The 11,993-nt window shown below is 58.0% G+C and carries 11 protein-coding genes, 4 tRNA genes and 1 rRNA gene; all 16 read left to right on the top strand.

Annotated elements, in window-relative coordinates:
• Positions 1–102: ribosomal RNA gene (rrf, locus tag F3J44_RS16085) — 5S ribosomal RNA — on the top strand; the annotation flags it as partial.
• A gap of 42 nt (positions 103–144) precedes the next feature.
• Entirely contained in the window at positions 145–1,290 is a 1,146-nt protein-coding gene (birA, locus tag F3J44_RS16080; RefSeq protein ID WP_205299920.1) for a bifunctional biotin--[acetyl-CoA-carboxylase] ligase/biotin operon repressor BirA, read from the top strand.
• Positions 1,280–2,029, top strand: coding sequence for a pantothenate kinase (locus F3J44_RS16075; RefSeq protein ID WP_167063051.1), 750 nt, complete (start codon positions 1,280–1,282; stop codon positions 2,027–2,029). The genes birA and F3J44_RS16075 overlap by 11 nt, the downstream gene beginning before the upstream one ends.
• A 1-nt stretch (position 2,030) precedes the next feature.
• On the top strand, positions 2,031–2,459 hold the full coding sequence (locus F3J44_RS16070; protein ID WP_205299919.1) for a hypothetical protein: 429 nt from the start codon (positions 2,031–2,033) through the stop codon (positions 2,457–2,459).
• A gap of 153 nt (positions 2,460–2,612) precedes the next feature.
• Positions 2,613–2,696, top strand: a tRNA-Tyr gene (locus F3J44_RS16065).
• 24 nt (positions 2,697–2,720) lie between these two features.
• Positions 2,721–2,794 (top strand) — tRNA-Gly (locus F3J44_RS16060).
• Between the two features lie 29 nt (positions 2,795–2,823).
• A tRNA-Thr gene (locus F3J44_RS16055) sits at positions 2,824–2,899 on the top strand.
• Positions 2,900–2,977: 78 nt separating this feature from the next.
• Positions 2,978–4,171, top strand: coding sequence for an elongation factor Tu (gene tuf, locus F3J44_RS16050; RefSeq protein ID WP_167063054.1), 1,194 nt, complete (start codon positions 2,978–2,980; stop codon positions 4,169–4,171).
• A gap of 54 nt (positions 4,172–4,225) precedes the next feature.
• Positions 4,226–4,301, top strand: a tRNA-Trp gene (locus F3J44_RS16045).
• Positions 4,302–4,345: 44 nt separating this feature from the next.
• Entirely contained in the window at positions 4,346–4,714 is a 369-nt protein-coding gene (gene secE / locus F3J44_RS16040; RefSeq protein WP_167063057.1) for a preprotein translocase subunit SecE, read from the top strand.
• A gap of 9 nt (positions 4,715–4,723) precedes the next feature.
• Positions 4,724–5,257, top strand: coding sequence for a transcription termination/antitermination protein NusG (gene nusG, locus F3J44_RS16035; RefSeq protein WP_003255501.1), 534 nt, complete (start codon positions 4,724–4,726; stop codon positions 5,255–5,257).
• 119 nt (positions 5,258–5,376) lie between these two features.
• Complete coding sequence (rplK, locus tag F3J44_RS16030; RefSeq protein ID WP_003255500.1) at positions 5,377–5,808, top strand: 50S ribosomal protein L11; 432 nt, start codon at positions 5,377–5,379, stop codon at positions 5,806–5,808.
• Positions 5,808–6,503 (top strand): 50S ribosomal protein L1, encoded by a 696-nt coding sequence (gene rplA / locus F3J44_RS16025; protein WP_103448758.1) that lies wholly within the window; start codon positions 5,808–5,810, stop codon positions 6,501–6,503. Before rplK ends, rplA begins: the two co-directional genes overlap by 1 nt.
• 197 nt (positions 6,504–6,700) lie before the next feature.
• Positions 6,701–7,201, top strand: a complete 501-nt coding sequence (gene rplJ / locus F3J44_RS16020; RefSeq protein ID WP_009681245.1) for a 50S ribosomal protein L10 — start codon at positions 6,701–6,703, stop codon at positions 7,199–7,201.
• Positions 7,202–7,279: 78 nt separating this feature from the next.
• Positions 7,280–7,645 (top strand): 50S ribosomal protein L7/L12, encoded by a 366-nt coding sequence (gene rplL, locus F3J44_RS16015; RefSeq protein WP_003255496.1) that lies wholly within the window; start codon positions 7,280–7,282, stop codon positions 7,643–7,645.
• Positions 7,646–7,864: 219 nt separating this feature from the next.
• Positions 7,865–11,938, top strand: coding sequence for a DNA-directed RNA polymerase subunit beta (rpoB, locus tag F3J44_RS16010; protein WP_167063060.1), 4,074 nt, complete (start codon positions 7,865–7,867; stop codon positions 11,936–11,938).
• The last annotated feature ends 55 nt before the right edge of the window (positions 11,939–11,993 follow it).

Here is an 11,993-nt window from a genome sequence, read left to right as displayed (position 1 = left end):
AGCATTGGAACCACCTGATCCCATCCCGAACTCAGTAGTGAAACGATGCATCGCCGATGGTAGTGTGGGGTTTCCCCATGTGAGAGTAGGTCATCGTCAAGATTCATTTCGCAAAACCCCTATCTGCGCGAGCAGGTAGGGGTTTTGTCTTTTCTGGCGTTTAATTTCTTGAGATACGCGGCGCCTGGCCGATCGAATGGCGAGCTTTGCTCGCTTCTACCAGGTTGGGCACCCATCCCGCAGGGGATCGCGAGGCGCTGGCAGCCCTTTTCCTATGCAAGCCAACGACCCCTAGCTATCATGCCAGCCTTATTCCAAGTCGAGACTGGCATGCTGAAGTTGTTGAATCTCCTCAAGGATGGCCGGTTCCATTCCGGAGAAGCCTTGGGGGCAGCCCTCGGGGTAAGTCGCAGCGCCGTTTGGAAGCAGCTGCAGCACCTGGAAAGCGAGTTGAACCTCTCCATTCATAAAGTGCGTGGTCGAGGCTACCAATTGGCCGCACCATTGGCCTTGCTCGATGCCCAGGCGATTGCTGCGGCGGCTGAGGGCGAGCAGTGGCCCGTATTCATCCATGACACCATCGATTCGACCAACGCCGAGGGCCTGCGCCTTGCCGGCGAAGGCCAGGTTGCGCCGTTCCTGGTCTTGGCAGAGCGCCAGAGTGCCGGCCGCGGTCGTCGCGGCCGCATGTGGGTAAGCCCTTTTGCTGAAAACCTTTACTACAGCCTGGTGCTGCGGGTTGAAGGTGGCATGCGCCAGCTCGAAGGCTTGAGCCTGGTGGTGGGTTTGGCGGTCATGCGCACCCTGCAGGCTTTCGGTGTAAAAGATGTTGGCCTCAAATGGCCCAACGATGTGCTCGTGGGCGGCCAGAAAATTACCGGGATACTCCTGGAGCTGGTCGGCGACCCGGCGGATGTGTGCCATGTGGTGCTGGGTATCGGCATCAATGTGAACATGCAGGCCAATGAGCAGGTCGATCAGCAGTGGACCTCCATGCGCCGTGAAGTGGGTGCGACAATTGATCGCAATCGCCTCGTGGCCATGCTCAGCCAGCAGCTGCAGCATGAGCTGGCGCGCCATCGCCGCTACGGTTTCGCAGCCTTCCAGGAAGAATGGGAACAGGCGCATCTGTGGCAGGGCTGCAAGGTGTCGCTGATTGCCGGAACCACCCGAATCGATGGTGTGGTGCTGGGTGTGGACGGGCAGGGCGGCTTGCGCCTTGAGGTCGATGGCGTGGAGAAGAGCTTCAGTGGTGGTGAGCTCAGTTTGAGGTTGCGTGATGATTCTTGAGCTCGATTGCGGGAACAGCTTTATCAAGTGGCGTGTCATCCACGCGGCTGACGCCACGATCGTCGGCGGTGGCATTGTCGATGCCGACCAAGCGCTGGTCGATCAAGTCAGTGCGCTGGCAGTGCTGCGCCTCACCGGTTGCCGAATTGTCAGTGTGCGCAGCGAGGAAGAAACCGCTGCCCTCTGTGCCCTGATTGCCAAGGCATTCTCGGTCACGGCGCGGGTAGCCGAGCCTGCCCAGCAGATGGCCGGGGTGCGCAATGGCTATGAAGACTACCAGCGCCTGGGCATGGATCGTTGGCTGGCTGCGCTTGGGGCGTTCCACCTGGCCAAGGGGGCCTGCCTGGTGATCGACCTGGGCACTGCGGCGAAAGCTGATTTCGTCGCCGCGGACGGCGAGCACCTGGGGGGCTACATCTGCCCGGGCATGCCTTTGATGCGCAGCCAGCTGCGTACCCACACCCGGCGGATTCGCTACGACGATGCCTCGGCCGAACGCGCCCTGAGCAGCCTGGCACCTGGACGCTCTACGGTCGAAGCCGTCGAGCGTGGTTGCGTGTTGATGTTGCAGGGTTTTGCCCGTACCCAGCTGGAGCAGGCAAAGGCGCTGTGGGGGGATGATTTCACCGTGTTCCTTACCGGTGGTGATGCGCCGCTGGTCCGCGAGGCTGCGCCGCAGGCGCGTATCGTTCCCGACTTGGTATTCGTTGGCCTGGCAATGGCCTGCCCATTGAGCTGAGGTGCTTATGCGTTGGTTGTTTCTGCTGTTGCTGGTGCTCAACGTCTTCTATTACGTCTGGCACCAACAGGAAGCCCCGCTCAAGGCCAAGGATGTAGCGCCGCTGTCGCTCTATAAAGGAAGCCAGCAGGAAATCCGCCTGTTGCGCGAAACGGGCTCCGCTACGCCCCGGCGCCGGGATGAATGCCTGGTAGTCGGTGGCCTGGCGCGGCGCGAACAGCTCGATGAGCTGCGCCAACGCCTGCTGAGCCTGGATATTTCGGCTTTGCCAGTGTCTGGGCAGCTGCCAGGAGCAGATGGCTTGTGGCTCAAGATTGCCCCTGAAAGCGAGCGTTTGCTGGACCAAACCGTCCTCGCCACTCTTTCCAACGATTTCAAAGACTTAAAACATAAAATTATTTTCTGCCAGGGTATTGCAACTGGCGAATAGCTTGATAGAATGGCGCCCGCTTCACAGGGAACACCACTTAGGTGGCAGAACTGGAAGCGAGTGTCAAAGCAGCTAAGTTTCAGATTTGATTGAAAAAATTTGAAAAAAAGCTTGACACTAGGACGGCAGCAACATAGAATGCCGGCCACATCTGGAGGGATTCCCGAGCGGTCAAAGGGGACGGACTGTAAATCCGTTGCGAGAGCTTCGAAGGTTCGAATCCTTCTCCCTCCACCAGTTTTAGCGAGAGCCGCAAGCTCCGCGGGTATAGTTTAGTGGTAGAACCTCAGCCTTCCAAGCTGATGATGCGGGTTCGATTCCCGCTACCCGCTCCAAGTTTGCTGGATTTTGCACAAAGTGTTTCGCTCTTGTAGCTCAGTTGGTAGAGCACACCCTTGGTAAGGGTGAGGTCAGCGGTTCAAGTCCGCTCAAGAGCTCCATATAAACAAGGCAGATATGAAAATATCTGCCTTTGTTTTATCAGCGTAAGACTATTTCTTCTGCGGAGGATTGTATCGATGGCTAAGGAAAAGTTTGATCGTTCTCTTCCCCACGTCAACGTCGGCACCATCGGCCACGTCGACCACGGTAAGACCACTCTGACCGCAGCTCTGACTCGCGTCTGCTCCGAAGTTTTCGGTTCGGCAGTCGTTGAGTTCGACAAGATCGACTCGGCTCCGGAAGAAAAAGCGCGCGGTATCACCATCAACACCGCTCATGTCGAGTACAACTCGAACATTCGTCACTACGCTCACGTTGACTGCCCAGGTCACGCTGACTACGTGAAGAACATGATCACCGGTGCTGCCCAGATGGACGGCGCGATCCTGGTTTGCTCGGCCGCCGATGGTCCGATGCCACAAACCCGTGAGCACATCCTGCTGTCCCGTCAGGTTGGCGTTCCGTACATCGTGGTCTTCCTGAACAAGGCTGACCTGGTAGACGACGCTGAGCTGCTGGAACTGGTCGAGATGGAAGTTCGCGACCTGCTGTCCACCTACGACTTCCCAGGCGACGACACCCCGATCATCATCGGTTCGGCTCGTATGGCGCTGGAAGGCAAAGACGACAACGAAATGGGCACTACCGCTGTTAAGAAGCTGGTAGAAACTCTGGATGCCTACATCCCTGAGCCAGTTCGTGCCATCGACCAGCCATTCCTGATGCCGATCGAAGACGTATTCTCGATCTCGGGTCGTGGTACCGTTGTTACCGGCCGTATCGAGCGTGGTATCGTCAAGGTTCAAGACCCGCTGGAAATCGTTGGTCTGCGTGACACCACCACCACCACCTGCACCGGCGTTGAGATGTTCCGCAAGCTGCTGGACGAAGGTCGTGCTGGCGAGAACTGCGGCGTTCTGCTGCGTGGTACCAAGCGTGACGACGTAGAGCGTGGCCAGGTTCTGGTCAAGCCAGGTTCGGTCAAGCCGCACACCAAGTTCACCGCAGAAGTCTACGTTCTGTCGAAGGAAGAAGGCGGTCGTCACACTCCGTTCTTCAAAGGCTACCGTCCTCAGTTCTACTTCCGTACCACTGACGTGACCGGTAACTGCGAACTGCCGGAAGGCGTTGAAATGGTAATGCCAGGCGACAACATCCAAATGGTTGTCACCCTGATCAAGACCATCGCAATGGAAGACGGTCTGCGCTTCGCCATCCGTGAAGGCGGTCGTACCGTCGGCGCCGGCGTCGTAGCAAAGATTATTGAATAAGTAGTTGATTTCTTTGATCGGGCCGGTATAATAGCCGGCCTGATGCAGCGTTACAGGTCAGTAGCTCAATTGGCAGAGCGACGGTCTCCAAAACCGTAGGTTGGGGGTTCGATTCCCTCCTGACCTGCCATTTCACCTCGGTGTGATGGCTTTCTTCTTACAGGATCCTCCTCGATGACTCCCAAAACTGAAGCCCAAGATTCGCGTTTCGATCTGTTCAAGTGGCTGGCTGTAGTGGCTTTGGTGGTTGTCGGTGTCGTGGGTAATCAGTATTACTCCGCATCCCCGATCCTGTACCGCGTCCTTGCACTTCTCGCCCTGGCTGCTGTCGCTGGCTTCGTAGCCCTGCAGACCGCGAAGGGTAAGTCGTTCTTTACGCTGGCGAAGGAAGCGCGTGCCGAGATTCGTAAAGTCGTGTGGCCGACCCGCCAGGAAACCACCCAGACCACGCTGATTGTCGTGGCTGTCGTGCTGGTTATGGCACTGCTGCTGTGGGGTCTTGATTCCCTGCTCGGCTGGGCGGTCTCCCTGATCGTTGGCTAAAGGTGTCCCGTGGCTAAGCGTTGGTATGTTGTGCATGCTTACTCGGGTTACGAGAAGCATGTAATGCGCTCCCTGATCGAGCGCGTCAAGCTGGCTGGCATGGAAGACGGTTTCGGCGAGATCTTGGTTCCGACCGAAGAAGTCGTTGAAATGCGCAATGGCCAGAAGCGCAAGAGTGAGCGTAAATTCTTCCCTGGCTATGTACTGGTCCAGATGGAGATGAACGAAGGGACTTGGCACTTGGTCAAGGACACCCCTCGTGTGATGGGCTTTATCGGCGGCACGGCAGACAAGCCTGCGCCAATCACCGATAAAGAAGCCGAGGCTATCCTGCGTCGCGTTGCCGACGGAAGCGACAAGCCGAAGCCGAAGACGCTGTTCGAGCCAGGTGAAGTGGTTCGAGTCATTGACGGTCCGTTCGCTGACTTCAATGGTAGTGTCGAAGAGGTTAACTACGAAAAGAGCCGCCTGCAGGTTGCAGTGCTCATTTTCGGTCGCTCTACTCCGGTGGAGCTCGAGTTCAGCCAGGTCGAAAAGGTCTAGGCGGACACAGCATCCCATACCCCGCAGCCCTGTGTGCTGCGGGGTTTTGTCGTCACTGGGATAAAACGCAAGTCATCCGGGGAGCCATCTGGCGTTCGTACCCGATTTTGGAGTAGCTCATGGCTAAGAAGATTCAGGCTTACATCAAGCTGCAAGTTAAGGCCGGCCAGGCCAACCCAAGCCCACCCGTTGGTCCAGCTCTGGGCCAACACGGTGTGAACATCATGGAATTCTGCAAGGCCTTCAACGCCCGTACCCAGGGTCAAGAAGCCGGCCTGCCGACTCCAGTAATCATCACTGTTTACAGCGACCGTAGCTTCACCTTCGAGACCAAGAGCACCCCTGCCTCGGTTCTGCTGAAGAAAGCTGCTGGCCTGACCAGTGGTTCGGCTCGCCCGAACACCGTTAAAGTCGGTACCGTTACCCGTGCTCAGCTGGAAGATATCGCCAAGGCTAAACAGGCTGATCTGACCGCCGCTGACCTGGACGCAGCTGTACGCACCATCGCTGGCTCTGCCCGCAGCATGGGCCTGAACGTGGAGGGTGTGTAATGGCTAAGCTGACCAAGCGCCAAAAGGCAATCGCCGAGAAGATCGAAGCAGGCAAGGCCTACAACTTCGAAGAAGCCGCAACCCTGCTCGCTTCGCTGCCGGCTGCCAAATTCGTAGAGTCCTACGACATCGCCGTTAACCTCGGTGTTGACCCACGTAAATCCGACCAGGTCGTTCGTAGCGCTACCGTGCTGCCACACGGCACTGGCAAGACCGTACGTGTTGCTGTCTTCACCCAGGGTCCAGCTGCTGAAGCCGCTCTGGCTGCCGGCGCTGACCGCGTAGGTATGGATGATCTGGCTGCCGAAATGAAAGGCGGCGACCTGAACTATGACGTCGTTATCGCATCGCCTGATGCCATGCGCGTTGTAGGTCAGCTGGGTCAGGTTCTGGGTCCTCGCGGCCTGATGCCTAACCCGAAAGTAGGTACCGTGACTCCAGACGTAGCCGGCGCTGTCAAAAACGCCAAGGCTGGTCAGGTTCGCTACCGTACCGACAAGAACGGTATCATCCACACCTCCGTTGGCAAAATCGGCTTCGAAGCTGACAAGCTGAAGGAAAACGTTGAAGCCCTGATCGCTGACCTGAAGCGTATCAAGCCAGCTTCCTCGAAAGGTATCTACGTTAAGCGTGTTACCCTGAGCACCACCATGGGCCCAGGTCTGGTCATCGATCAGAGCTCGCTGAACGTGTAAGAACTTGGTGGCGCGACCTGTCGCGCCACCCGCAAAAATTGGGGTCCCTGCCTGGCGGGGGCTATCCAAGACCGTAGGCGGCGCAAGCCTTAAAACCCCAGCCCACGCAGATGGTGCTCCCGATTCGTTACCGAATCAGACACCAAAACGACATCCGGCTTCGGCCAGATGAAACGGTAAAAACCAGGAGTAAACCCGTGGCAATTAAACTCGAAGACAAGAAGGCCATCGTCGCTGAAGTCAACGAGGCTGCCAAAGTCGCTCTGTCCGCTGTCGTGGCCGATGCCCGTGGTGTGACTGTAGGCGCAATGACCGGACTCCGTAAAGAGGCCCGCGAAGCTGGCGTATACGTGCGTGTCGTACGTAACACCCTGCTCAAGCGCGCTGTTGAAGGCACCGAATTTTCGATCCTCAACGACGCGTTCAAAGGCCCGACCCTGATTGCTTTCTCCAACGAACACCCGGGCGCTGCTGCTCGTCTGTTCAAAGAGTTCGCCAAGGGTCAGGACAAGTTCGAGATCAAGGCAGCTGCGTTTGACGGCAATTTCATTGCAGCGAACCAGATCGACGTGTTGGCTACCCTGCCGACCCGCGACGAAGCTATTGCGAAACTGATGAGCGTGATCCAAGGCGCTACCAGCAAGCTGGCTCGTACTCTGGCAGCCATTCGCGACCAGAAAGAAGCTACCGCTGCCTAAGGCACGCGAAACTCTTTCAAAATCATACGTTTAATTTGATGGCTGCGTAGGCTGTCACCCCAATACAGGATTTAAGTCATGTCTCTGACTAACGAACAAATCATCGAAGCAATCGGCCAGAAAACCGTTCTGGAAGTTGTTGAGCTGATCAAAGCAATGGAAGAAACCTTCGGCGTTACCGCTGCTGTTGCCGCTGCTGGCCCAGCTGCTGCTGCTGCCGTTGTTGAAGAGCAGACCGAGTTCAACGTTGTTCTGGTTGAAGCCGGCGACAAGAAAGTGAACGTGATCAAAGCCGTTCGCGAACTGACCGGTCTGGGCCTGAAAGAAGCCAAAGAGAAAGTCGACGGCGCTCCTCAGGTTGTAGCTGAAGGCGTTTCGAAAGAAGCCGCTGAAGACGCTAAGAAGAAGCTGGAAGAAGCAGGCGCTAAAGTCGAGCTGAAGTAATCTCGACTTTGCGATGCCAGCCTGAGCGTTGAGCGAAAGGCTGATGGCTGGTGGCTTATGCCACCGGCCTTTTTCCGTTATTGGTGGCTGGTCAATCCGGCCCCGATAACACGCTGCAAGACACCCATGTGGGTGCGCAAACCAAGGGGTTTGCACGATTTTCTGGCTGCTCCCGCCGGGAGAAGCCAAACAAGCAGGTGACCAAGCTGGGGAACGCTGATGGCTTACTCATACACTGAGAAAAAACGTATCCGCAAGGACTTTAGCAAGTTGCCGGACGTCATGGATGTGCCATACCTTCTGGCCATCCAGCTGGATTCGTATCGCGAATTCCTGCAAGCGGGAGCATCCAAGGATCAGTTCCGTGACGTCGGCCTGCACGCGGCCTTCAAGTCGGTATTCCCGATCATCAGCTACTCCGGCAATGCTGCCCTGGAGTACGTAGGCTACCGCCTGGGCGATCCCGCCTTCGATGTGAAGGAATGTGTCCTGCGTGGCGTGACCTTCGCGGTCCCACTGCGGGTCAAGGTGCGCCTGATCATCTTCGACAAGGAATCGTCGAACAAAGCGATCAAGGACATCAAAGAGCAAGAAGTCTACATGGGTGAAATCCCCCTGATGACTGAGAACGGTACCTTCGTAATCAACGGTACCGAACGAGTAATCGTTTCCCAGCTGCACCGTTCGCCTGGTGTGTTCTTCGACCACGACCGTGGCAAGACGCACAGCTCCGGCAAGCTGCTGTACTCCGCTCGCATCATCCCTTACCGCGGTTCGTGGTTGGACTTCGAGTTCGACCCGAAAGACTGCGTGTTCGTGCGTATCGACCGTCGCCGCAAACTGCCGGCCTCGGTACTGCTGCGCGCGCTGGGCTATAGCACTGAAGAAGTGCTCAACACCTTCTACACCACCAACGTGTTCCACATTTCCGGCGAGAAACTCAGCCTGGAACTGGTGCCTCAGCGTCTGCGTGGTGAAGTTGCGGTCATGGACATCCTTGACGGCAGCGGCAAGGTCATCGTCGAGCAGGGCCGCCGTATTACCGCGCGCCACGTCAATCAGCTCGAGAAGGCCGGTGTCAGCCAGCTGGACGTGCCGATGGAGTACGTGCTCGGCCGCACCACCGCCAAGGCCATCGTTCACCCGGCCACCGGCGAGATCCTGGCCGAGTGCAACACCGAGCTGACCACCGAGCTGCTGATCAAGATCGCCAAGGCTCAGGTCGTTCGCATCGAGACCCTGTACACCAACGACATCGACTGCGGTCCGTTCATCTCGGATACCCTGAAGATCGACACCACCAGCAACCAGCTGGAAGCGTTGGTCGAGATCTACCGCATGATGCGTCCAGGCGAGCCGCCGACCAAGGATGCTGCCGAAACCCTGTTCAACAACCTGTTCTTCAGCGCCGAGCGTTACGACCTGTCCGCCGTTGGCCGCATGAAGTTCAACCGTCGTATCGGTCGTACCGAGATCGAAGGTTCGGGCGTGCTGAGCAAGGAAGACATCGTCGAGGTTCTCAAGACCCTGGTCGATATCCGTAACGGCAAAGGCATCGTCGACGACATCGACCACCTGGGTAACCGTCGCGTTCGTTGCGTTGGCGAGATGGCCGAGAACCAGTTCCGCGTTGGCCTGGTACGTGTAGAGCGTGCGGTCAAGGAACGTCTGTCGATGGCCGAAAGCGAAGGCCTGATGCCGCAAGACCTGATCAACGCCAAGCCGGTAGCGGCGGCGGTGAAAGAGTTCTTCGGTTCCAGCCAGCTCTCGCAGTTCATGGACCAGAACAACCCGCTCTCCGAGATCACCCACAAGCGCCGCGTCTCCGCACTCGGCCCAGGTGGTCTGACCCGTGAGCGCGCCGGCTTCGAAGTCCGTGACGTACACCCGACCCACTACGGCCGCGTGTGCCCGATCGAGACTCCTGAAGGTCCGAACATCGGTCTGATCAACTCCCTGGCAGCCTATGCCCGCACCAACCAGTACGGCTTCCTGGAAAGCCCGTACCGCGTGGTGAAGGAAGGCGTTGTCAGCGACGACATCGTGTTCCTGTCGGCTATCGAAGAAGCCGATCACGTCATCGCCCAGGCTTCGGCCGCGATGAACGAGAAGAAGCAGCTGATCGATGAGCTGGTAGCCGTTCGTCACCTGAACGAATTCACCGTCAAGGCGCCGGAAGACGTCACCCTGATGGACGTTTCGCCGAAGCAGGTTGTTTCCGTTGCTGCCTCGCTGATTCCGTTCCTTGAGCACGACGACGCCAACCGTGCATTGATGGGTTCGAACATGCAGCGTCAGGCTGTACCAACCCTGCGTGCCGACAAGCCGCTGGTAGGTACCGGCATGGAGCGCAACGTTGCCCGTGACTCCGGTGTCTGCGTGGTTGCTCGCCGCGGTGGTGTGATCGACTCGGTCGACGCCAGCCGTATCGTTGTGCGCGTCAATGACGACGAAGTCGAGACCGGTGAAGCCGGTGTAGACATCTACAACCTGACCAAGTACACCCGTTCGAACCAGAACACCTGCATCAACCAGCGTCCGCTGGTCAGCAAGGGTGACAAGGTCCAGCGCAGCGACATCATGGCCGACGGCCCGTCCACCGACATGGGTGAACTGGCTCTGGGTCAGAACATGCGCATCGCGTTCATGGCGTGGAACGGCTTCAACTTCGAAGACTCCATCTGCCTGTCCGAGCGTGTGGTTCAGGAAGACCGCTTCACCACGATCCACATCCAGGAACTGACCTGTGTGGCCCGTGACACCAAGCTTGGCCCAGAGGAAATCACCGCGGACATCCCGAACGTGGGTGAAGCTGCGCTGAACAAGCTGGACGAAGCCGGTATCGTCTACGTGGGTGCCGAAGTCGGCGCTGGCGACATCCTGGTCGGCAAGGTCACGCCAAAAGGCGAAACCCAGCTGACGCCGGAAGAAAAACTGCTGCGCGCAATCTTCGGTGAGAAGGCCAGCGACGTTAAGGACACCTCCCTGCGCGTGCCTACCGGCACCAAGGGTACCGTCATCGACGTACAGGTCTTCACCCGTGATGGCGTCGAGCGCGACAGCCGCGCCCTGGCCATCGAGAAGATGCAGCTGGACGAGATCCGCAAGGACCTCAACGAAGAGTTCCGCATCGTCGAAGGTGCAACCTTCGAACGTCTGCGTGCAGCCCTGAACGGCCAGGTGGTCGACGGTGGCGCGGGCCTGAAGAAAGGCACCGTGGTCAGCGACGAAGTCCTGGACGGCCTGGAGCACGGCCAGTGGTTCAAACTGCGCATGGCTGAAGATGCACTGAACGAGCAGCTGGAAAAGGCTCAGCAGTACATCGTCGACCGTCGCCGTCTGCTGGACGACAAGTTCGAAGACAAGAAGCGCAAGCTGCAGCAGGGCGATGACCTGGCACCGGGCGTACTGAAGATCGTCAAGGTTTACCTGGCAATCCGCCGTCGCATCCAGCCGGGTGACAAGATGGCCGGTCGTCACGGTAACAAGGGTGTCGTCTCGGTCATCATGCCGGTCGAAGACATGCCGCACGACGCCAACGGTACTCCGGTCGACGTCGTACTGAACCCGCTGGGCGTACCTTCGCGTATGAACGTCGGTCAGATCCTTGAAACCCACCTGGGCCTCGCGGCCAAAGGCCTGGGCGAGAAAATCGACCGCATGATCGAAGAGCAGCGTAAAGCCGCTGAACTGCGTACCTTCCTCACCGAAATCTACAACGAGATCGGTGGTCGTCAGGAGAACCTGGAAGAGTTCACCGACGAAGAGATCATCGCCCTGGCGAACAACCTGAAGAAAGGCGTGCCAATGGCCACCCCAGTCTTCGACGGTGCCAAGGAGCGTGAGATCAAGGCCATGCTGAAACTGGCAGACCTGCCAGAAAGCGGCCAGATGGTGCTGTTCGATGGCCGTACCGGCAACAAGTTCGAGCGTCCTGTGACCGTTGGTTACATGTACATGCTCAAGCTGAACCACTTGGTGGACGACAAGATGCACGCGCGTTCCACTGGTTCCTACAGCCTGGTTACCCAGCAGCCGCTGGGTGGTAAGGCGCAGTTCGGTGGTCAGCGTTTCGGGGAGATGGAAGTGTGGGCGCTGGAAGCATACGGCGCGGCATACACCCTGCAAGAAATGCTCACAGTGAAGTCGGACGACGTGAACGGCCGTACCAAGATGTACAAGAACATCGTGGATGGCGATCACCGTATGGAGCCGGGCATGCCCGAGTCCTTCAACGTGTTGATCAAAGAGATCCGTTCGCTCGGTATCGATATCGATCTGGAAACCGAATAACACGTGACGCGAAGGGGAGTGGGGCAGGTAATGCCCGCTCCCTGCTCCGCCAGGA

Origin of the sequence: Pantoea sp. Tr-811 (assembly GCF_011752535.1) — a bacterium.
Lineage (GTDB): Bacteria > Pseudomonadota > Gammaproteobacteria > Pseudomonadales > Pseudomonadaceae > Aquipseudomonas.
This window is presented reverse-complemented; position numbering and strand designations above follow the sequence as displayed.